At 35.4% G+C, this 23514-nt stretch carries 14 protein-coding genes; 8 read left to right on the forward strand and 6 right to left on the reverse strand.

Annotated features, from left to right (window positions below; all coding sequences use genetic code 11):
• The first annotated feature begins 383 nt into the window (after nucleotides 1-383).
• From K8N75_RS00955 to katG, 4 genes are all read left to right on the forward strand, one after another.
• On the forward strand, nucleotides 384-5954 hold the full coding sequence (locus K8N75_RS00955; protein WP_223790304.1) for a right-handed parallel beta-helix repeat-containing protein: 5571 nt from the start codon (nucleotides 384-386) through the stop codon (nucleotides 5952-5954).
• Nucleotides 5955-6182: 228 nt separating this feature from the next.
• Nucleotides 6183-6545, forward strand: coding sequence for a hypothetical protein (locus tag K8N75_RS00960; protein ID WP_223790305.1), 363 nt, complete (start codon nucleotides 6183-6185; stop codon nucleotides 6543-6545).
• A gap of 210 nt (nucleotides 6546-6755) precedes the next feature.
• On the forward strand, nucleotides 6756-8111 hold the full coding sequence (locus K8N75_RS00965; RefSeq protein WP_223790306.1) for an MFS transporter: 1356 nt from the start codon (nucleotides 6756-6758) through the stop codon (nucleotides 8109-8111).
• A 485-nt stretch (nucleotides 8112-8596) separates the two neighbouring features.
• Nucleotides 8597-10771, forward strand: coding sequence for a catalase/peroxidase HPI (katG, locus tag K8N75_RS00970; RefSeq protein ID WP_223790307.1), 2175 nt, complete (start codon nucleotides 8597-8599; stop codon nucleotides 10769-10771).
• Nucleotides 10772-10849: 78 nt separating this feature from the next.
• On the opposite strand, the gene K8N75_RS00975 is transcribed toward katG, so the two are convergent.
• Together K8N75_RS00975 and K8N75_RS00980 are read right to left on the reverse strand one after the other, a co-directional pair.
• The gene (locus tag K8N75_RS00975) at nucleotides 10850-10996 is read right to left on the reverse strand and encodes a hypothetical protein (RefSeq protein ID WP_223790308.1); all 147 of its coding nucleotides are present in this window, start codon (nucleotides 10994-10996) and stop codon (nucleotides 10850-10852) included.
• 94 nt (nucleotides 10997-11090) lie between these two features.
• Nucleotides 11091-13829, reverse strand: coding sequence for a cation-translocating P-type ATPase (locus K8N75_RS00980; protein WP_223790309.1), 2739 nt, complete (start codon nucleotides 13827-13829; stop codon nucleotides 11091-11093).
• A 689-nt stretch (nucleotides 13830-14518) separates the two neighbouring features.
• On the opposite strand from K8N75_RS00980, the gene K8N75_RS00985 reads away from it, so the two are divergent.
• Entirely contained in the window at nucleotides 14519-14719 is a 201-nt protein-coding gene (locus tag K8N75_RS00985; RefSeq protein WP_223790310.1) for a hypothetical protein, read from the forward strand.
• 103 nt (nucleotides 14720-14822) lie between these two features.
• On the opposite strand, the gene K8N75_RS00990 is transcribed toward K8N75_RS00985, so the two are convergent.
• The 4 genes from K8N75_RS00990 to K8N75_RS01005 all read right to left on the reverse strand — a co-directional run bounded on the left by K8N75_RS00990 (nucleotide 14823) and on the right by K8N75_RS01005 (nucleotide 21077).
• Nucleotides 14823-15200, reverse strand: a complete 378-nt coding sequence (locus tag K8N75_RS00990; protein ID WP_223790311.1) for a roadblock/LC7 domain-containing protein — start codon at nucleotides 15198-15200, stop codon at nucleotides 14823-14825.
• Between the two features lie 77 nt (nucleotides 15201-15277).
• Complete coding sequence (locus K8N75_RS00995; RefSeq protein ID WP_223790312.1) at nucleotides 15278-16216, reverse strand: PAS domain-containing protein; 939 nt, start codon at nucleotides 16214-16216, stop codon at nucleotides 15278-15280.
• A 269-nt stretch (nucleotides 16217-16485) separates the two neighbouring features.
• Nucleotides 16486-18120 carry a histidine kinase dimerization/phosphoacceptor domain -containing protein gene (locus tag K8N75_RS01000; RefSeq protein ID WP_223790313.1) on the reverse strand — a complete coding sequence of 545 codons (1635 nt, stop codon included), beginning with the start codon at nucleotides 18118-18120 and terminating at the stop codon, nucleotides 16486-16488.
• Nucleotides 18121-18137: 17 nt separating this feature from the next.
• Nucleotides 18138-21077, reverse strand: a complete 2940-nt coding sequence (locus K8N75_RS01005; protein WP_223790314.1) for a PAS domain S-box protein — start codon at nucleotides 21075-21077, stop codon at nucleotides 18138-18140.
• Between the two features lie 529 nt (nucleotides 21078-21606).
• On the opposite strand from K8N75_RS01005, the gene K8N75_RS01010 reads away from it, so the two are divergent.
• The 3 genes from K8N75_RS01010 to K8N75_RS01020 all read left to right on the forward strand — a co-directional run bounded on the left by K8N75_RS01010 (nucleotide 21607) and on the right by K8N75_RS01020 (nucleotide 23428).
• A complete protein-coding gene (locus K8N75_RS01010; RefSeq protein WP_223790315.1) occupies nucleotides 21607-21891 on the forward strand; it encodes a winged helix-turn-helix domain-containing protein in 285 nt (94 codons plus the stop codon).
• Nucleotides 21892-21930: 39 nt separating this feature from the next.
• Complete coding sequence (locus K8N75_RS01015; protein ID WP_223790316.1) at nucleotides 21931-22263, forward strand: DUF8036 family membrane protein; 333 nt, start codon at nucleotides 21931-21933, stop codon at nucleotides 22261-22263.
• A gap of 283 nt (nucleotides 22264-22546) precedes the next feature.
• Nucleotides 22547-23428 carry a hypothetical protein gene (locus K8N75_RS01020; protein ID WP_223790317.1) on the forward strand — a complete coding sequence of 294 codons (882 nt, stop codon included), beginning with the start codon at nucleotides 22547-22549 and terminating at the stop codon, nucleotides 23426-23428.
• The last annotated feature ends 86 nt before the right edge of the window (nucleotides 23429-23514 follow it).

A 23514-nucleotide genomic window follows, 5' to 3' on the forward strand; every position in this document is an offset into this window, starting at 1 on the left:
TCCATTATGTTTATCATTAAAGCCACTTCTTCATTTTACCTTTTGATTCATTCATAAAATTTTCAATTATATTTTTCTCACATACTTTTCATTCCCTGGGTGATGGCTGGGTCATGATATCTTTTTGGGCTTTTAACTCTCCCATAAGTACATGATAGTTTTCAATCGCCTTAATTTGTATAGATTACTTAAAAAAAGTCTGATTATATTTCGCTAAGATCCCTACTTCTTTTAATTTCATTTTTACTTTTTAAAGTAAAATTTTATATATATAAAGATTTCTATTAGTATTATAAAAGAACCTAGTGATTGGTAAATTTTTATTTTGCCAATTTCCCAAGGTTTTTTTAAATTTTGTATTCATTATAAAAGGAGGTGAAAAAGTGCAAAAACATATTAAAAAAGCTCAATTGATTGTATTTATGCTTATATTCACATTAATTGCTATGGGAACGGTTTCTGCAGCAGATCACTTATCAGATAAATCTGTAACATCTGTAAATCATACAACGTTTACGCAGAATACTCAGAAAATAACAAATGTAGTGAAAATAAACAAAAATCTATCAATTAACAAAACAAAAACATCAAATACTTCAAAAGATCCTCAAATATGGAATAATGGAGCTCCTGTATCTAGAGGAGGACATCCTGCGGACTATAATTGGGGAACAATACAAAACGCTGTAAATAATGCCTTATCTGGTGATACCATAATGCTGGAAAATGGTTGCACATTTTCTGGGGAGGGTAACACTCAAATTACACTGAGTAAAAACTTAAATTTTGACGTTCTCTACGGAGGAAGAGCCATCATTGACGGTCATGGAATTAGATGGGGATTTGTAGTAAATCCTGGATTTAAAGCATCTTTTAACAACATAATATTCCAAAACATGTTCAAACCTTCCAATGGTGCAGCTTTAGAAAATAATAGAGGTACTCTTACACTAAACCATTGTGTCTTTGTAAATAGTCAAGCCGCAAAGGATGGTGGAGTTATTTACAACAATGGTAGCCTTTACATGAATCGATGCCTTGTAAATAATAACCTGGGAGGATCAGGTATTTATACTGCTGGTTCAGGCACAGTTAACATTAGAAACAGTAGCATCTTCTATAATATTAATGAAGACGGTATTGGAATAACTGTTGAAAGTGGAAACCCAACCATCACAGGCAACAACATATATGGTAACTTTTGGAGAGGTATCTACATTATGGGTGGAAATGCTGTTATATCAAACAACAACATACACAACAACGGTCATGGTACTTGTAATGGTGATGGTATTTGGATAAATGGTGGTAATCCGGTAATTACCAGTAATAACATTAGAAACAATTCTGAGGATGGAATACATATAGATAGATCTTCAAAAGACAACTCAAAAAGTAATAAACTCAATATCCATTACAACAGTATAGTTGACAATGGAAAATGTGGGTTACATGTAGTAAACCATGTCTATGTTAATGCTATTCACAACTGGTGGGGAACTAACAGTCCAGACTATGTACGCCAGATTATTGATCCCATATATCCCAAGGATATATTTGAACAGTATGATAATCCGAGTATAAATCATATTTCATGGAATCCTTACCTGTATCTAAGGATAAAGAGCAACAGTCCCATATACAATGGAAATAATTCAACTGTAACAGCATACCTCACAAGAGACAATCGAAAAGATAACAAGATCAACTTAGCACCAGGAACTGTTCCAGATGGAACTACAGTAACTTTCAGTCTGACCAATGGTACATATGGACGTCTTACAGAACCGTTTACACGAACCACTGTTGGTGGTGTTTCAACTATAGTCTTTACAGCAAACGACCCTAATGCACAAAATGTGAGTGCAACAGTAGATCATCAACAAGTAACTACAGAAATTTACATTAAACCACAAGCAAGAGTTGTAATGTCCATTAAGAGTAACTCCCCCGCACATGTTGGCGGAATAGGACAATTCATCGTAACACTAACCAACTACGGACCTGACATTGCATATAGAATAATAGTTCAAGAACACAATCTTTTACCAGACTTTATACATGAACTATCAGAGGGATGTTACGATATTCTCCATGGTAGATGGACCGTATTTCAACTGGAAAATGGAGAAACAGTTACATTAACCGCATACAGAATTATGAACAAAGAAGATTTAAAACTCAATTGGTACGACAATGTAACTGAATCACAATTTACGCACAATCCAACACCAATAAAACAAAAAACTGCACTTATAAAAACCAGAACGGCTGCAGAAGTAAGCATGACTAAAACTAGTAATGGCTCAGTACACGTTGGACAGACAGGTACATTCACAATAACACTAATTAACAAGGGACCCAACGATGCAACAAACGTCTTGGTAAGAGATCCATTCCAAGCAGGCTTTACTTATACACCATCAATTGGATCATACGACCGTGCTACAGGAATATGGTGCATAGACAAACTGGCAAATAGAGCATCAGCAACATTAACCATAAGCAAGGTAATGTCTCCAACTGATGTAGGAACAATACACAACACAGCATATGAAACACAAGAAACCTACAACCCATCACCAATAATACCACAAACCGCAAATCTAACAGTAAACCCGGTTGCATATGTAGTCATGACAAAAACAAGTAACGGCCCAGTACACGTAGGAGAGACAGGTACATTTACCATAACACTAAAAAACAACGGACCCAACGATGCAACAAACGTTTTGGTAAGCGATCCATATATAACAGGCTTTCTTTATATGCCATCAACTGGATCGTACAACTTTGCAACAGGGATATGGACCATTTCTAGACTGGCAAATGGAGCAACAGCAACATTAACCATAACCAAGGTAATGTCTACAAATGACATAGGAACAATTCACAACACAGCATCTGAAACACAAACAACCTACAACCCAACACCAATAACACCACAAACAGCAAACCTAACAGTAAACCCATCAGCACACGTAATCATGACAAAAACCAGCAACGGCCCAGTACATGTAGGACAAAGAGGAATATTCACCATAACACTAACCAACAACGGACCTAGCGATGCAACAAACGTCTTAGTAAGCGATCCATTCATTGTAGGCTTTACTTATACACCATCAATTGGATCGTATGACCCTACAACAGGAATATGGACCATTTCTAGACTGGCAAATGGAGCAACAGCAACATTAACCATAACCAAGGTAATGTCTACAAATGACATAGGAACAATTCACAACACAGCATCTGAAACACAAACAACCTACAACCCAACACCAATAACACCACAAACAGCAAACCTAACAGTAAACCCATCAGCACACGTAATCATGACAAAAACCAGCAACGGCCCAGTACATGTAGGACAAAGAGGAATATTCACCATAACACTAACCAACAACGGACCTAGCGATGCAACAAACGTCTTAGTAAGCGATCCATTCATTGTAGGCTTTACTTATACACCATCAATTGGATCGTATGACCCTACAACAGGAATATGGACCATTTCTAGACTGGCAAATGGAGCAACAGCAACATTAACCATAACCAAGGTAATGTCTACAAATGACATAGGAACAATTCACAACACAGCATCTGAAACACAAACAACCTACAACCCAACACCAATAACACCACAAACAGCAAACCTAACAGTAAACCCATCAGCACACGTAATCATGACAAAAACCAGCAACGGCCCAGTACATGTAGGACAAAGAGGAATATTCACCATAACACTAACCAACAACGGACCTAGCGATGCAACAAACGTCTTAGTAAGCGATCCATACATAAAAGGATTTACTTATACACCTTCAATCGGAACATACAACCCTACAACTGGAATATGGGCCATCAGAACCCTGGTAAATGGAGCAGCAGCAACATTAACCATTAGCAAACATAATATGGCACCTAGTGACGTGGGAACAATTCACAACACAGCATCTGAAACACAAACAACCTACAACCCAACACCAATAACACCACAAACAGCAAACCTAACAGTAAACCCATCAGCACACGTAATCATGACAAAAACCAGCAACGGCCCAGTACATGTAGGACAAAGAGGAATATTCACCATAACACTAACCAACAACGGACCTAGCGATGCAACAAACGTCTTAGTAAGCGATCCATACATAAAAGGATTTACTTATACACCTTCAATCGGAACATACAACCCTACAACTGGAATATGGGCCATCAGAACCCTGGTAAATGGAGCAGCAGCAACATTAACCATTAGCAAACATAATATGGCACCTAGTGACGTGGGAACAATTCACAACACAGCATCTGAAACACAAACAACCTACAACCCAACACCAATAACACCACAAACAGCAAACCTAACAGTAAACCCATCAGCACACGTAATCATGACAAAAACCAGCAACGGCCCAGTACATGTAGGACAAAGAGGAATATTCACCATAACACTAACCAACAACGGACCTAGCGATGCAACAAACGTCTTAGTAAGCGATCCATTCATTGTAGGCTTTACTTATACACCATCAATTGGATCGTATGACCCTACAACAGGAATATGGACCATTTCTAGACTGGCAAATGGAGCAACAGCAACATTAACCATAACCAAGGTAATGTCTACAAATGACATAGGAACAATTCACAACACAGCATCTGAAACACAAACAACCTACAACCCAACACCAATAACACCACAAACAGCAACATTATACATATACAATGTAAAATTATCCATTAAAAAAACATCGAATAAAACAAAGTACAATGCAGGAGATTCAGTTGTTTACAATATTGATGTGAAAAACAATGGTTCAGATACAGCTACAAACATCATTGTAACCGATACATTAAGATCAGGACTTACCTATATTAGTTCTACACTAGGTGGAAGCTATAATGCTTTAACTCGAACTGTAACTTGGAAATTAGCAAGTTTAACTAGTGGTCTACATTTCCTTCCATCATTCACAGCATCTGTGAATAAAGGTACACAAGGACACACCATTACAAACACAGTATCTGCATACAACAATGGAATAAAAACACCGATAATATCTACGCCTGCAAATATAAAAGTTAACAAGGCAGTATTATCCATCAAAAAAACTTCAGGCAAAACAAAATACAATACAGGAAACTCTGTTTTCTACATTATCGATGTGAAAAACAACGGACCAGACACAGCTACAAACATCATTGTAACCGATACCTTACCTACTGGAATGATCTATGTGGATTCAACAAGAGGAGGAGTATGGGATTATACAAAGAAAACAGTTACATGGAACGTAGATAACCTTGCAAGAGGTGCTCATTTCAAAGCAATGTTAACAGCAAATATAAATATACATGGTGGAAAAACACTGAAAAACAGAGTACAGGCTATAGATAAACAAATGAATAGTCCTGTTTCAGCAACTAAAAGTATACATGTCAAAAAATCGAGCCTTTATGTGAAAGTCAGTCCAACCATTATCCAAACTTTAGTGGGAAAAACATTTACCATCACCTACAAGGTGGGTAATAAAGGTCCTGATGAAGCAAATAATGTGGTTATGAGTTTTGTCATACCTAAAGGTTTGAGGTTTGTAAGTGCATCCTCAAAGGATGGTGCTAAACCATCTTATAACGCAGCTACAAAAGAATTGACTTGGATTTTGGGAGATGTAAAGGTAGGGGATCCTATACTAAAATTAAATGTGAAAGCTCTAAGAGCAGGAACATTTTTAATAACTTCTAAACTCGTTAGCAGTACTACTTCTAGGCAACAGGCAATAGTATCTGCAGTAACTGTCAAGGCCCATAAAAAGGCCCATAACAAAGTCAAACCCCACGGTGGACAAACAATACCCATGCAAAAAACTGGAGCACCAATTGGAGCATTAATCCTAGCAGGACTCATGATATTAGGAGGAATATTACTACCAAGACAGGAAAACTAAGATCAGAAGATTTTTAAAAATCTTTTTTCCCTATTTTTTTTAATGAACAGTTAAACACAATTTAAGACAAATAGGTTGATCACAGATGTGGAATTATGTTTAAAGAAATATTATATGCTCTCTATGATTTATGCAACTTAAACCCTTTTCAATTGTTCATAATAATAAAGTTAAAGTTTATTAATATTGATCTATATATTATTAATAAAAAGCATAGGAGGAATATTCTTGGAAGATGTTGTTAAAAATGATAACCGAACTGTAAAACCCGTTGATGAACGTCAAAAATGGATAAAAAGAACTAGTATTATTGTGGCAATATGGGGAATCCTAAGTCTATTATTTTCTCTCCCTGAAATTGGAGTAATTTTTATTTTATTTGCAATAGTAATATATTTAACAAAAAGTTTCATAGGAATATATGTAGTTGGAATACTATTGTGGATTATAGCAATAGTTGAACTATTTAATTTAACAGGGCCTCTAGGAATTACTGTAAGTTCCGCTCAAGGACCTGAACTAATTTTAGTTGCTATAATAAACTTTGTAATTGGAACATTGTTCATTTATAAAACATGGAAATTAAAATAGAATAACTTAAAATAGTGTAACTTAATTTATCCTCCACTATTGAAGTATCCATAAGCTAATTGTACGTTATTTGTTAAAAAATAACCGATTGGTAAACGAATTAAGTTATAATACAACATCTCCCATAACAAATTGGAAAAAAACATATAAGAAAATACCCTAATAATTAATCAATTTCAGTCAAAATTTTTTAATTAGCGGGTTTAATCTATGGATTACAAAGATCTTAAAAAAGATTTGTTAATAGTGGGAATTTTAGTATCGTTTCTTACACCATTTGTTAGATCATCCATTAATTTAGCACTACCTGCTTTAGCCTTTGAATTTGATTTATCTGCTGTATTTTTAACCTGGATATCTACAATTTATCTGCTTGTTAATGCCATACTTTACATTCCATTTGGTAGGATAGGGGATATCTATGGTCGAAAACGAATCTTTCAATATGGATTGATCATTTTCACATTTAGCTCATTTATATCCGCTTTCTCCACTTCCGGAGAAATGTTCCTTTTTTTCAGGGTTCTTCAAGCTATAGGAAATGCAATGATATTTGCCAATTTAAATGCCATGATATCATCTGCATTTCCTGAAAATGAAAGAGGCATGGCCTTTGGACTAACATCAATGGGTGTCTTTGTAGGATTAATAATTGGACCAATACTTGGAGGAGCTATCACTGAAATTTTAGGATGGAGAACCTTATTTTATTTCGATACGATTATTGGATTAATAGCAGCATATGCTATTACACGGTTTAAACATGATTGGATAGATTCCGATGGAGAAAAATTAGATATTTTAGGTTCATTTCTATTAGGCATGTCTCTTATAATCATAATTTATGCTTTTTCAGATTTTACCAACAAGTATAGTCTGTTTCTTGTAATTGGAGGAATAATAGGACTTTCCTTGTTTTATTTAGTAGAAAAAAGAGTTGCTTTTCCTTTGATTAATTTAAATTTATTTAAAAGCAAAAGTTTCACCTTTGGAAACATCACTGCATTTATGAATTACGGTGCATTTGTATCGGTAGGGTTTATTCTATCACTCTATTTACAATATTTAAAAGGTTATAGTCCTCTTACTGCAGGTCTAATAGTTTCTATTCAATCAATTATGATGGTTCTTGTATCTCCTTTTGCAGGAAGATTATCGGATAAAATCGATCCTGGAAATGTATCAACAGTCGGGATGGTATTAACAACCATTGGCGTAGCCCTTATGACATTAATTAATTTTGAAAATGCTGTATATCTAGGAGTATTCTCTCTTATTATTTTTGGAGCAGGTATAGGTTTGTTCTATTCTTCGAATACTAAGGTTGTCATGAGTTCTGTGGATAAAAAATATTTTGGAGTTGCAAGTGCTACTTTGAGTAATATGAGATCTATGGGACAGATATTTGGAATGGGTATAGTAATGATAGTTATTTCAATTTTATTGGGAAATGTGCAGATTATGCCTTCTAATTATCCAGAACTAATTATAAGCCTTAGAATTTCATTAGTTGCCATTGCTGTTTTAAGCACTGTTGGAATTTTCACTTCAATATTTAAAGATTAAAAATAATTTCCGATCATTAAAATGAAATTTAATTTACTGAGTTATTCCTTGTACATATAATTTACCAAACTATTCTATGTATATTATAAATACAAAATTATTATTTGTAATATTAAACTAAGAAATTTTGATATGCTAATTAAATTTGTTTCAATTAAATATAGGTTATAAAATATCAGTTGGAATGTTATTGAACGGGTTAAGAGGAATGTAATCTATTAAAGTATATATTCAGTTAAGTTTTGAGTCAGAACAATTTAACCCCTTTTCTACATGCCAAACTCTTTAAAACGGTAAATTTATTTTCTCTTAGCCTATAATAAATATAATAGAAAACTTTGCTGATTACGAGTCCATGCCAATAATCGAAATTATATTGTGAATATCTATCGAGAACCGAACGAATAACGCAATTAGAGTTTATGTGAAGGTTTTTTTAAAATTTAGATAGATTAATTAAAAATGGAAAAAAGAGAGGGGTAATTATGGATGAAAATAGTAAACAAACTGTTAGAAGCGGCATGACAAATCTTGACTGGTGGCCGAACCAGTTGAATCTGGACATCCTGCGTCAGCATTCCTCGAAATCCAATCCCATGGGTGAGGATTTTAACTATGCAAAACAATTCAAGAGCCTTGACTTCGAGAGCCTGAAAAAAGACCTCCTTGAACTGATGACAAAGTCACAAGATTGGTGGCCAGCGGACTTCGGGCACTATGGACCCTTATTGATCCGTATGGCATGGCACAGCGCAGGCACTTATCGAATCGGTGACGGTCGTGGAGGGGCAGGTCATGCAAGCCAGCGATTTTCACCTCTCAACAGCTGGCCTGACAATGCAAACCTCGACAAAGCACGCCGACTGCTCTGGCCGATCAAGCAGAAATATGGCCGGAAAATATCCTGGGCCGACATAATGATTCTTGCAGGCAATGTCGCCATGGAATCAATGGGTTTAAAAACCTTTGGTTTCGGTGCTGGGCGCGAAGACATCTGGGAACCAGAGAAGGATATATATTGGGGTTCCGAGAACGAATGGCTTGGAGATAAACGGTACACTGGTGATCGTGAACTTGAGAATCCTCTTGCCGCAGTTCAGATGGGTTTGATTTATGTGAACCCTGAAGGCCCTAACGGCAAACCTGATCCAGTTGCTGCAGCGCAGGATATTAGAGAGAGCTTTCTTCGTATGGCAATGAACGACGAGGAGACAGTGGCCCTAATTGCAGGTGGCCATGCTTTCGGTAAGACCCATGGAGCAGGTGACCCTTCACTGGTGGGTCCCGAACCTGAAGCTGCGCCCATTGAGGAGCAGGGTCTGGGTTGGAAGAGCAGTTTCGGCACAGGTAAAGGCAACGATACAATTACAGGAGGTCCCGAAGTTATATGGACCAACACACCAACAAAGTGGGATAACAATTTCTTCCGGATATTATTCAGCTACGAATGGGAGTTGACTAAAAGTCCAGCAGGTGCATATCAGTGGAAGCCAAAGGAGGATGCAAGAGCCGATACAGTTCCGGATCCGCACGATCCATCAAAGCGTCGCGCCCCAAGCATGCTGACAACAGACCTCGCTCTACGGTTCGACCCTACCTATGAAAAGATTTCAAGGCGTTTCTATGAGAACCCAGATCAACTTGAAGAAGTATTTGCCCGTGCATGGTTCAAACTGACCCACCGTGATATGGGTCCTCGAACACGTTATCTTGGACCGGAGGTACCGGATGAGGAGCTCATCTGGCAGGACCCAATCCCTGCATTCAATCACAAACTGATTGATGAAAAGGATATCACTTCCCTTAAGTCTAAGATATTGGATTCTGGCCTGTCAATATCAGAGCTGGTTTCGACAGCTTGGGCCTCGGCGTCCACTTTCCGCGGTTCGGACAAACGTGGCGGTGCCAACGGTGCCCGCATTCGCCTTGCACCGCAGAAGGATTGGGAAGTCAACGAACCAGCTCAGCTAGGTAAAGTGCTCGAGATACTCGAAAAGATCCAGAGTGAATTTAATGAAACCCAGTTGGGAGGTAAAAAGGTATCGCTAGCTGATCTAATAGTTTTAGCTGGTTGTGCGGGTGTTGAGCAGGCAGCAAAAAATGCTGGTCATGAAGTGACTGTACCCTTCTCACCTGGACGCATGGACGCTTTGCAGGAACAGACCGATGTCAACTCATTTGCTGTACTGGAACCAGTCACAGACGGATTCCGTAACTATCAAAAGAATCGAAACACGGTTAGGCCTGAAGAATTTCTGGTGGACAAAGCGCAATTATTAACTTTGACAGTTCCTGAGATGACAGTTCTCATTGGCGGCTTACGTGTCCTGAATACCAACTTTGAACAATCTCAGCATGGTGTCTTCACTAAACATCCCGAGACGCTTACCAATGATTTCTTTGTGAATTTGCTTGATATGAGAACAGTATGGAATGCATCCGCGGAAGATGATAATGTATTCGAGGGGCAGGACCGGACAACTGGAGAACTCAAGTGGACCGGTACTCGTGTAGACCTTATCTTCGGTTCAAATTCCCAGCTGCGAGCTTTAGCAGAATTCTACGCGTGTGAGGACTCCTCAGAGAAGTTCCTGCAAGACTTTATAAATGCATGGAACAAAGTCATGACCCTAGACAGGTTCGACCTGGACTTATCATGAAAATAAGGGGCATGATATTTGTATTGGTCTTTAAAGTCAGAGCTGTTTTCACATAAAAAATAGTGTGAAATAATTATTTTAGAGAAAGGGCCGTGTACGAATCAGAATACCGACAAGAATAACAACCAGGAGAAGAAGAATAACACCCAAGATTATCATACGATTGATCTTTCTTTCCATTTCTTTTTCAAGTTCTTTCTTCTTTTTTAATTCCTCATCTACCATATAATTATTTTATATTTTCACAAATAAATAAAATGATTTAAAAAAAAATATTTTCAATTATTTAAATAAACATTGTTCCTAATTAAATTAAAAATTATTTATTCATTCTTCTTACTATATACTTCCTTAATTCCTCTGCGAAGAACATTATAGGTATGAAACTTATAACATACAACCATTGATAAATTCCAAGTGTCGTTGTTCCGAATATACCCTGGAGATATGGGATGTACACTATTGAAAGCATTACAGCCACTTCAAATAGAATTCCACGAATTATCCATTTGTTTTTAAAGACACCCACTTTAAAAGTTGAGGTTCTTGTTGTCTGACACCCAAGTAAGTTTCCTATTTGGGATGTAACAATTCCAACAAATACCATGGTAGTTGCTTCTAAGTACAGTGGATCAGTGAATGGTAGGGACTGTCCTAAAGTCCATCCTCCAGAAAACAAAACCCAAAAATATCCTGACATTACCAGCGCTGCTTCAATTAGCCCCAAAAATATGTAACCTCTCCAAATTACTCCAAAGTTTAGAAGTCTTTCATTTCTTGGCCTAGGTGGTCTATCCATAACATCAGACTCTGAAGGACCCATCCCTAGTGCTAATGCAGGTAATGTATCTGTTCCCAGATCAATTGCAAGGATCTGCATTACAGTGATAGGTAATGGTATTTTAAAGATGACCAGAAGAATGAATGGGATGATTTCAGCTGTTTCATGAGCGAAAATATATGTTATAAACTTTCTTATATTCTCATATATGGTTCTTCCTTCTTTGATTGCTGAAACTATGGTTGCAAAATTATCATCGGTAAGTACCATGTCAGATGCTTCTTTTGCTACATCTGTCCCAGTTATACCCATTGCAACACCTATATCTGCCTTTCTAAGTGCTGGTGCATCATTTACACCATCACCAGTCATAGCAACAATCTCATCCATGTCCTCTAGAACAGATGCTATTCTCATCTTATGCTCTGGTACTGCACGTGCAAATATAATGTCTTCATTAGATTTTAAGATTTCTTTCAGCTCTTCATCACTCATGGTTGTTAATTCTTTACCCTTAACTATCCTACAAGTTTTATTATCCACAATTCCCACTTCATGGGCTATTGAACGAGCTGTAAGACCATAATCACCAGTAATCATTATTATCCTTATACCTGCTTTGTGGCAGTCAGCCACCGCAGGAAGTACTTCTGGACGGGGAGGATCTTGCATTGCCATCATTCCAAGAAAGATCATATCTTTTTCAACAGAATCAGGATTATAATCATCAAAATCTGATGGGAGATTTTTATAGGCCATTCCAAGAATTCTAAGTCCAGATGCAGCAAGTTTGTCATGTTCATTTATTACTTGTTCTTTTGCTTCGTCACTGAAGATTATTGGAGCTCCTTCAACAGAAATTTCATTACAAAGTCTTATAATCTTTTTCGGGGCCCCTTTGATATATGCTACCTTTTTATTATCTACATTATGAATTGAACTCATTGATTTTCGTTTAGAATCAAATGGAAGTTCAGATATACGTGGATTTTTTTTAAGTTCACTCTCCCAGTCAAAACCATTTTTACGTGCAGCAACAAGTAATGATGCTTCTGTTGGATCACCATATATTTTCCAATTTTCACCAGGTTTTGATGGTGAAACTAGTTTAGCATCGTTTGCAAATGTGGCTGATCTCATTAAAAGTTTGAGTTCTAATACATCTTTATGACATACTGGGCCCTCATCTTGAAGAAAATCACCTTCAGGATTATAACCCGCTCCAGTAACATCGATAACATCGTAGGGTATCCATATCTTACGTACGGTCATCTGATTCTTGGTGAGTGTTCCGGTTTTATCAGTACATATGATATTTGTTGAGCCGAGAGTTTCAACACTTGAAAGACGTTTTATCAACGCATTTTTACCAACCATCTTTTTCACAGAAGCTGCTAGTGCCAGGGTAACTGTTGGAAGAAGACCTTCAGGAACATTGGCCACTGTGAGACCTATTGCAAATAAAAAGGCAATGGAAAGGCTAAGTTTAACAACATAAATGTTTAGAAAGAAAAGTACAACACCCATTGAAATCGCAATGATTGCAATTAGTTGAGTTAAACGGGCAAGCTGATTTTGAAGGGGACTTGGTTCTTCCTTGACCTTTTGAGTTAAAGATGCTATCTTGTTAAATTCAGTATTTATACCCGTAGCAAATATAACAGCTTTACCGGATCCAGATGAAACATTTGTACCTGCTAAAACCAAATTAAACGTGCTAACAATGGATTCATCATCATTTTCTTCTGGATCTGCAATTTTTCTAACAGGTTTAGACTCACCTGTTAGAGTTGAATTATCAACTTTCATTTGATATGCCTCAACTAATCGGGCATCCGCTGAAATGTTGTTCCCTTCTTCAAGTATGAGTATGTCCCCTGGAACCAGTTGTGAAGCTAATACTTCCATCTCTTTACCTTGTCTTATCACCTTTGCAGTTGAGGGTAAAATTTTCTTTAATGCAGCAACAGCTTTCTCTGCTTCGAATTCTTGCCAAAAACTAAAAATAGCATTAATTATTATAACAGCAATAATTGCAAATCCTAACTGGGGTGTTCCACTAATAAATGCAAGGGCGCTGGCCCCCCACAATAGTAAGGCTAGTAGCTGATATAGATTAGCAACAAATTTCAAAATTAATGGCTTTTGCTTAACTTCTTCAATCTGGTTCAACCCATACTCTGTTAAACGTTTTTCGACTTCATCAGGACTTAAACCACTCTTTGAAGTGTTTAATTCACTATAAATATCTTCCGGAGGTAATGTTTTAAATTTCATTTTTTTTAAACTTGTTTTAATTTAATGAAATGTTTTTGTTAACAATTTTTATAGTGTTTCTAAAATAAATATTAGATTATAAATTAACCCTTACATATACTTCCTGAAGTTTTTAATTCAAAAACATGCAGAATCAACTTATGATTTTGTAAAGAAGTAATGGAATTTCAATAAATTATTTAAATCGTTAAGAGGTATTGAATGCAGTATAATGACAATAGTTCATCTCATAGTTCAGAAGATTACGATCTGCAGATAAAAGACACAATTCCATTATGAATTCCATGATGAAACAATAAATATGATAAAAACAATATTAAAAGAGGCTAAAATTTGGCCGGATACAGGATGAGGTACAGGATCACTTGTTAAAAAGGCAATTGAAAATTTTAACAATACTAATTTCATACGGGCAGATCCATCTGTTGAAATGTTAAATTTGGCCAGATCAAAACTTTCAAAACAACAAGACGAAAAAATAAAATTTCTAGAACCCCGGAAACAAGTAAAATTTCTCTTGAGGATAATTTAAAAACAGATGTAATCACAGCAATTCAGGCCCACCATTATATGTCCGGAAAAGATAGATTCAAGGCCACAAAAAAAATTGTTACAATCTTTTAAAAGATAATGGTATTTACAATACATTTGAAAATATTAGCCCCATAACCAAGGAAGGAATTGAATTAATGAAACATTATATGAAAAACTATCAGATTTCCAGGGGTAGGGATACAGAAACCGTTGAAAACTATTTAAAGAGATTTGATGTTGAATACTTTCCTATTAAAGTTGATGAACACCGTTTATTATTGGAAAAAACAGGTTTTAAAGTTGTTGAAATGTTTTGGATGTCTTACATGCAGTCAGGATTTTATTGTATAAAGTGAGAAACTCTGGTAATATCCTACTATGAATTTAATCTGATTACATAGCTGCTGTTAATTTGAGACTATTCATTATGAGTCTCTTGAGTACAACTACGAAAAAATACTACATCTCGCTTAGGATTTCTTCAACTTGGGCTGCACGTGTTTCCATTTCAAAGAATATTAGTCCAAGTTGAGCTTCTGGATCAGTTAAAAGGGTTAATATGGCCTTTAAACCTGCATGAATAAGTACAATAGTTCCTTTTTCAGTTTTAACAGATATTTGTGCTACCGTTCCAGTTTTCAGTTGTCCTGATGCAGCTTCTGCAGCCCCCATTATGGTCGAGCACAATGCTGAAAATATTCTGGCATCCACATCAGGAGGTGTCCTTGAATTTATTAATAGGCCCTCTTTCGAAACAATACCACAAGCTTTTATCTGCCCCACCTGCATGAGACCTGTAAGCACATCATCAAGCTTTTCCTTTTTAGTTTTACTCATGATATTATCATCCTTTCCGAAAACTTTTCATGGCAAGTTTGTTAATAATCTAAACAGAACTCATAAATTTATTTGTTTTAAGGTTTGTTCATTTCTTGTAGTATTTCATTTGAGACTTTTAGGAATTTTTCTACAATGTAGCGATACTTTTCCTCGGTTTTTTTCCGTTTGTCATCAGCTTTTTTCCTTTCAGTTATATCCCTTAGTATGGCCGAGAAATATGTTTTATCTCCTGATTTCCAGGTAGAAAGGGACATTTCGAATGGAAATTCAGTACCGTCTTTTTTTAAACCTGTAGTTTGAACTGTTTTTCCAATAAGTTCATGTTCACCACTAGATCTAAACTTTTCCAAGTACTCAATATAACCTGCCTTAAACCTATTAGGCATCAACATTGTCAGATGTTTACCTTCCATTTCGTCGGCTGAGTAACCAAACATGGTTTTAACACTTTTGTTAAAAAATAGGATGTTCCCCTGCACATCTGATGTAATAATTCCATCTGTTGCAGTTTCTGCAATAACCCTAAAACGTTGTTCACTTTTTTTAACTTTTTCCACGATACGCCTATACCTTTCCTCATTTTTTTTCCGTTCATTTATGTCTTTAAATACTCCTTCTACTCCCAATTGTTTTTTGGATTTGTCGTAGTAATTGTGGGTGTTAGTGGATACCCATAATGATGTTCCGTCCTTTTTTTTTAGTTCTATCTCATAATCTGTTACTTTTCCATCTTTTTTTAGGATAGATAAAAGGCGTTCTCTCTCTTCAGGTTTTTTGTAGAGATCTCGGGATAAGTTCAGACCAATCATATCTTCTACTGATTCGTAACCACTCATTTTGGGGCCGGAGGAGTTTATCATGGTGATTTTACCCTCCATATCTGCACGGTAGAACACATCATGCATATTTTCCACTACACTGCGATATTTTTCTTCACTTTCTTTACATTTAACAATTTCTTTTTCCAGTTCATTTATTTCATCACTGTGATGGTCTTCAGTTCCTTTTGACATTTTTGAATAACCCCTATATACTCTCAAAAACAGTTTAATTACCAAGTTTCATTAGTAATATATATTTATAAAGTAATATAACTTGTTAAAAAAAAATATACAAAAAGAGTTGAAGTACATGATTATGTCTCATTTAAATTGCTCTGAAATTAAATGTTTTGATCAAATTCTGGAAAAAAATAAACCCTGAAATCAAACTCTAATCAAAAAAATATACCACATTTGATGTTTGGATAAAAACTCAACAAATTCGCATCCGATGTTCCATCTTAACCATTATAATCTAAATCTTTGAAAGTGATCTTAAATTCAGTTCCATTATTTCTATCAAGTTCAATTTCACCGTCTATTTGGTCGGTTAAACTGTTTACCAATTGTAAACCAAGTGATTCATTATTTTTGTAATCTAAATCTTCTGGAAAACCTATTCCATTATCTATTACGGTAAATTCGTAGTGTGCATCTAGTGGATGGAAATCTATAACGATTTCTCCATTCATTCCATCTGGAAAGGCATGTTTTAAACTGTTGGTGATGAGTTCATTTACAATCAACCCTAGGGGTATTGCTGTGTTGATGTCCAGAAAAATATCATCAACATTAATTTTAAGTTTTATTAAGCTTGGATCGGCTACGTACGTATGGAAAAGTTCGTTGGATAGTGAAGTGATGTATTCACCGAAATCTATCCTTTTAAGATCAGTTGATTGATATAATCGTTCATGTATAAGTGCCATGGACCGTGCACGGTTTTGACTTTCCTTGAAAATAACTTGAGATTCTTTATCTTTAATATAACCTGACTGCAGATTCAATAGGCTGCTTATGATCATCAAATTATTTTTGACTCTGTGATGGATTTCCTTGAGGAGCATTTCTTTTTCTTCAAGAGAGGTTTTTATCTCCTTTTCCATGTTTTCACGTTCTTTAATTTCCTCTTTTAGTAGGACATTAGCATTAGTTAACTCATTTGTTCGTTTTTTTACTGTTATCTCAAGATTATCCAAATTTTCTTTCAGTTGTTCTTCGGCCTTATCACGTTCAAAATCTGTTTTATTTAATGTAATGGCAAACCACAAGAATATTATGGTGTAGATTATTAATGTAGATAAAATAAGTATTGAAAGTCCAAATGAGGGATCGTATAATCCGGCTTTAACACCTAAATATGTGATAAATCCTATAATAATTGTAAAAATTATTAGAATTGGAAGAATACGTTGAGTGAAATATGAACCAAGTTGATTACTAGTTAAATTAGAAACTAATCCTTGATCAGGCCGTGCAAATAAAATGCTTAAACTTGTCCATAACAATAATAACACAGCATAAATAGCCACTCCCGTGAAATTAGGAATGTAATATAATTGGGGACTACCATAAAGAAATCCTATTAAAGGTAAAGCTACAACAAAAACGGTGATAAGTGCTATAATTTGAGACCAGTTAACAGTTTTTGGTGTATTTCTACTTAAAAATAGCAGAGAAGAACCTATAAGAATAAAAGCAACAGCAACAGCTAATGCCATCCTATTTGGACTGGATGCGTATAATGCATCAGGAAGTTCTTTAAACAGTATTTGATCAATTCCCAAATTAATGGCAAATAAATATTCAATCAAGGTTAAAAATCCTATCAAAAAGACAATTATAGCACTTATCTGTGCTATGCTACGCATATTCATTGTGTTTCTTTTTGTTTGCATTAACCACAGAGAAAGTCCAATTAAAATTATAGCCACTGCTACATTAGTTTTTATGGTGGAAAAACCCATGCCTGGGCTTTTCAGAATGGAAATATCAAAAGCCCAACTCAAAAGAACCAGCAAGCCAGCCACTACTAATAAAATACTGGATAATTCAGAAAAAAATCTAAACCGTTCAATCAAATCATAGCCATCCATCATTAAATCTACAAACCTTAAATCCTTTCTTTATACTCCAACTCTTTAAAGATTATCTTGAATTCTGTTCCGTGGGTTTGATCAAGTTCGATCTTGCCCTCTATTTGATTAACCAAACTTTTTACCAGCTGGAGACCAAGTGAATTTGTGTTATCGATATCAATGTCTTTTGGTAGTCCAATTCCGTTATCGGTAATTATAAGTTCCATTTTATTTTGGAGAGATTTGAGATCGATAGTTATAATTCCTTCTCCTTTTGGAAAGGCGTACTTAACACTGTTAGTCACCAGTTCATTGACAATAAGTCCTAGAGGTATTGCAGTTTCCATACCAATGTTAATATCTTCAATATCTAACACTGATTCAATGGTACCTATTTTGATTCCATAAGAATAGAAAATGTCAAAGATAAGTTTATCGATGTAATCTTTGACATTGATGTCTGTAAAATTGGGTGATTGGTATAGTTTTTCGTGGATCATGGCCATGCTCTTCACTCTGCCCTGGCTCTCCTTCAAAACATTCACTGCTTCCTCATCTTCAACGTTTTGAATCTGCAGGTTAAGCAAACTGGAAATAATCTGCATATTATTTTTAACCCGGTGATGTATTTCTCGGAGAAGTACTTCTTTTTCTTTTAAAGATTCTATAATCTCCTTTTCCGCATGTATACGCTCAGTTATATCCCGGATGACCTCAATAGCACCCTTAATATTGCCTTGACCATCATGTAGGGGCACTGCTTTTCCCCAAAGTATACGATTAGTCCCCTTTAGGGGTGCCTCTGTCTGGGCCATAATAGCTTCTCCCCTTCTTTCCACAAAATCATAGTGCTTTTCGATATTTTCATTGGAATGAGTTACCAGATCAATCAACATCTGCCTTCTTATCCCGAAAAATGGCTTAGAATATTCATAATCTCCTTTTCCCACCATATTTAGGGCTTTGAACCCGGTCATATCCTCAATGGCTTTGTTCCAGGTGATGACTATTCCATTGTTATCGATGGCTAATGTTGCATCAGGTAAAAAATCAATAATATCAAATAAACGCTTTTCCGATTCTTTCAGTGAATTTTCCAGCTTAAGCTGTGCTGTGATGTCACGTGCCAGCCCCATGAATAATCTTTGGCCTTGAATATCCACAATGGCGAATCTCACCTCAACCGGGAATATACTTCCATTTTTACGACGGAAATGTCCTAATAAACTAAAAGGCTCGTTAGGCTTGATTTTTGGCAATACATGTTCCTGAGCACTTTTTAGGTCAGTGTCCTGTTCAATATCCATAATGTTCATTTGAAGTAGTTCTTCCTGTGAATAACCTAGACTCTCAGAAGCGCGTTTATTAACTTCAACGAGTTTTCCATCAAAATCATGCACTAAAAGAATATCAGCTGCATTGTCCACTAAAGACTTAAACTTCTCTTCACTCTCCCTAAGGGCTTTAAATGATTTTTTACGTTCATTTATGTTTCTGATGATGGATGTGAAGTAGATTTCTAGGCCTGTTTCCCATTTGGTCAGTGACATTTCAAAGGGAAACTCTTTACCATTTTTTTTAAGTCCAAGAGTTTCAATGGTCCGTCCTGCTAATCTGTGCTCACCAGTCACCCGGAATTTCTTAAGACTCTCCAAGAAATTTTCCCGGTACCTTTCAGGCATTAATATAGTAAGTGGGGAGTTTTGTAATTCATCTTGAGTGTAACCAAACATCTTCAGTAAGCTGTTGTTGAAATACAAAATTTTACCATTGGCATCGGTGGTTATTATTCCATCCACAGAGTATTCGGCCAAAGCACGGAAACGTAAAACACTTTTTTCCAACCTTTTGGCGGACTTTTGGCGGTCAGTGATGTCTAAAAGGGACGCAACGCTCTTATTGGTTCCAGGTATAATATCAACATTTAAATGGATGTTTTTAACGTTACCTTGCCTATCAGTGAACTTGAAGTCATAAATTTCCGGTGCTGCATGAGGATCAGTTCTGCGCAGACGATGAAATCCCCTCATTTTTTCAAGATATTCTTTTTTTACAAAATCTGTCCAGCTTTTCTTACTCTCTAATTCTTTTTTTGAATATCCGCTGAGTTTTTCAAATTCTGCGTTGGCCAAAGAAATAGTTGAGTTTTCATCTAAGATTACAGTTGCAGTTCCTGTGTGCTCAAAAATTGCCTTGTAATATGATTCTGACGTTTTCAATTCTTTTTCAGCTTTTTTACTTTTGCTGATGTCGCGGACAAAAGCCTCAGTACCTTGTATTTGACCATCTTTATTATAATAATACTGGACATTCATAGATGCCCAAAATGATGTACCATCCTTTCTTAAGGCTTTAACTTCCATATTCAAAACTTTACCATGGGTTTTCAAATGTTTTAGCATCTTCTGTCTGTCTTTTGAGGATGTGTATAGTGAAAGAGCTGGGATACCAATCATTTCTTTTGGTGAATCAAATCTGTACAAATGTGCTGCTGAAGGACTTGCCATGGTAATTTTGCCTTCTATGTCTCCCATGAAATAGGCATCTAAAACATTTTCGACTATTCTGCGGTACTTCTCTTCACTTTTTTTTAATTCTTTTTCCATCTGATTTTTGTAGATTGCGAGTTCTATAGCATATTTAATTTCTGTTCGGTCGTATGGTTTGATTATGTATCCATAGGGTTCTGTGAGTTTGGCTCTTTCAATTGTGGACTCTTCAGAATGAGCAGTTAAATAAATAACAGGAATATTTAGGTCTTTAATCTTAGTAACAGCTTCAATACCATCACTATCGCCTTTAAGAATTACGTCCATCAAAATAAGATCGGGCATTATTTCTAAAGCTTTCTCTACAGCTTCTTCGCCACTGGATGCGACATATGGAACTTCATAACCAAAGGATTCCAATGTTCGCTTAATATCCAAGGCTTCTATGCTTTCATCTTCTACCAATAAAATTTTAATTTCTGACATTGTAATAACCAATATATTATATGTTAATAACCCTATTTGTTTTCTATGTGAGAAAAGATAAAAAACAAAGTATTATTGTAATAAATCACTAGTTATTTTAATTTTGTATTTGGAAGAAACCTTTAACTTAACCCGGACATTTTTTTGTACATCATTAACATACCTGTAGAGTGAAATTTTTGGCATTTTAAAATAAAATAAGTATGCAACTGTTATTAAAAAGAGTTTCCAATAATTTTACAAAGTAGTTGGTGACCTAATCTGTGATTACTCAAGATATTATGAAAACTATTGACTTTTAAATAGTATTTTGCCTGAATACTTACATTCTTGATGAATCTGTAGGATAAGATTGATATGACATGATCGTTTTGTTGCTTGCAAAATAAATGCATATGAAAATAAAATAATTTAATAATAAGAAAAGTCTAACAGTTTTAACACTGCAAACATAATTAATAGGGAAAAATTTGGACTCAAATTTGGCCTCAAGATATGAAGGAAAGTTATCGTTAGGAGTTACCCTCTTATGAAGAAAGTATTTTTATGGTGGTTAATTGCTGGGAGTAAGGGTGGAGAAAATCGCGGCAGAATAATACTTGAACTTAATAAAAGACCATATAATGCTAATAAACTCGCAGAAAAGCTTTCACTCGATTATAAAACTATCAGACACCATATAGGTGTCTTGAAAGAAAATAACTTAGTTAAATCTACTGGAGAGAAGTATGGTGCATTATATTTTCTCTCTGATGAAATGGAAAAAAATTACAACGTCTTCCTTTCGATGTGGGAAGAATTTAAGGAAGAATAAGAATTATTATAATTAATTCACAGGATAGAAGGTGTAAAAATGGTGTTGGAATCTAATTTATTGGGACTACAGAGTATTGTGCCTACTTTGTTGATATTGGTTAAATATTCACCTTTAATAACTAGTATCGCCAATATTTGCCTTTTAGTTGGAATGCTCTATGTTTACTTGGAAAGATACTTAAAGGTGAAATCTAAATTCACAACAACACTAGTTTTAGTCTCCTTGCTATTTCTAGTTCAAAACATATTATTCTCAATATATTTCATATTCAACCTTCCAGAAACTCCTATTAATGCTGTTCTACCTTTAGTATTTTTAGGACTTGAATTCACAGCTTTAACTCTACTTTTAATGATAACAAGAGAATAATCTTTAATATTCTTTTTTTATAATCATTTTACCAATTAATTTACTAAATTAAAGGTTTTAAATCTAGTTTTTACTTATAAAATTACACTAATTGATCTCCTAATTTGGATTGAATTTGGAGGGAAAAGAGAGGAAAAGCAGAGTAAATTTTGGAAAAACTACTTTTAAGGGGTTAAACTACAATTAAATAATCAAGAAATGATTAAATATATTCAAAGGAATGTTCAAATCTGAATAGCAAAAGTTTGTCCCTTTGAGTTAAATTAAAAATGGAGGTTAAATAATGGTCGATGTTAAAGAAATAAAATCGGTTAAACTGACACCTTTTACCAAGATGTCAGCATCAATATATGGAATTTTGGGGTTGATTGCAGCTGTCGTGGCGCTAATAGCGCTTGTAATAGTACAGGCAACAGGGGTTACTTCTCAACTTGGGCAATTTAATGTTGTAACAGGATTGGCAATACCCCTAATAATTATCATTCCAATAGGTGCATTTTTCACAACTATTGCTGTTAGTTTTTTCACAGTAATTCTATACAATGCACTTGTACCAAGGTTAGGTGGCGTAAAATTAGAATTAAATGGTAATGATGTAGAAAAAATTCCAGTTATCCCATTTGCTCTGATTATATCAGCTATAGGTGCTATATGGGCCTTTATTATAGGTTTAGTATTAGCAGCGGTGATCTCACCCCTATTCTCATTAATAGGAACACTTCCTGAAGCAGCCAATATAACCGCTAATATAACCGCAACTACTGGAGCAGCCTTACCAACAGGAGGATTTGGGGCAATAGGAGCAATAGTTATAATAGCATTAATAATCGGACTGCCAATAATGGCATTTGTATTCGGATTTATTTGGAACGCTTTATTTGCAATATTCTACAACTACATAGTTACCAGAGTAGCTAAAATAAAATTAGAATTCGCAGCAATAAGCGGAACCTTACACGAACTTAAACACATACCGGTACTACCAACAGCCCTTGCAGTGGCACTTGTATATACCATATTAGGGGTTATATCTGGTATTATATCTGGGAATTATACAGAATTCATATCTAATTTTGTATTGTACTTTATAGAAACCGCATTAATCGCTATCCTATACAACTACCTGGCACCAAAGATTGGTTCAATTAAATTAAATCTAGAATAGATTTAATATTTTTTATTTTTTTTAATAAGTTGAGGTAGTCTCATAAATTTTTTTATATTTTTGGAATTTTTGGATTTTTTTTAGTT

Origin of the sequence: Methanobacterium spitsbergense (assembly GCF_019931065.1) — an archaeon.
Lineage (GTDB): Archaea > Methanobacteriota > Methanobacteria > Methanobacteriales > Methanobacteriaceae > Methanobacterium_B > Methanobacterium_B spitsbergense.

Coding starts and splice junctions, on each gene's coding strand:
- K8N75_RS00985 (WP_223790310.1), top strand. CDS start 14,519: ATGAAACATTATATGAAAAACTATCAGATTTCCAGGGGTAGGGATACA.
- katG (WP_223790307.1), top strand. CDS start 8,597: ATGGATGAAAATAGTAAACAAACTGTTAGAAGCGGCATGACAAATCTT.
- K8N75_RS01020 (WP_223790317.1), top strand. CDS start 22,547: ATGGTCGATGTTAAAGAAATAAAATCGGTTAAACTGACACCTTTTACC.
- K8N75_RS00995 (WP_223790312.1), bottom strand. CDS start 16,216: ATGTCAAAAGGAACTGAAGACCATCACAGTGATGAAATAAATGAACTG.
- K8N75_RS00980 (WP_223790309.1), bottom strand. CDS start 13,829: ATGAAATTTAAAACATTACCTCCGGAAGATATTTATAGTGAATTAAAC.
- K8N75_RS00990 (WP_223790311.1), bottom strand. CDS start 15,200: ATGAGTAAAACTAAAAAGGAAAAGCTTGATGATGTGCTTACAGGTCTC.
- K8N75_RS01005 (WP_223790314.1), bottom strand. CDS start 21,077: ATGTCAGAAATTAAAATTTTATTGGTAGAAGATGAAAGCATAGAAGCC.
- K8N75_RS01000 (WP_223790313.1), bottom strand. CDS start 18,120: ATGGATGGCTATGATTTGATTGAACGGTTTAGATTTTTTTCTGAATTA.
- K8N75_RS00965 (WP_223790306.1), top strand. CDS start 6,756: ATGGATTACAAAGATCTTAAAAAAGATTTGTTAATAGTGGGAATTTTA.
- K8N75_RS01015 (WP_223790316.1), top strand. CDS start 21,931: ATGGTGTTGGAATCTAATTTATTGGGACTACAGAGTATTGTGCCTACT.
- K8N75_RS00975 (WP_223790308.1), bottom strand. CDS start 10,996: ATGGTAGATGAGGAATTAAAAAAGAAGAAAGAACTTGAAAAAGAAATG.
- K8N75_RS01010 (WP_223790315.1), top strand. CDS start 21,607: ATGAAGAAAGTATTTTTATGGTGGTTAATTGCTGGGAGTAAGGGTGGA.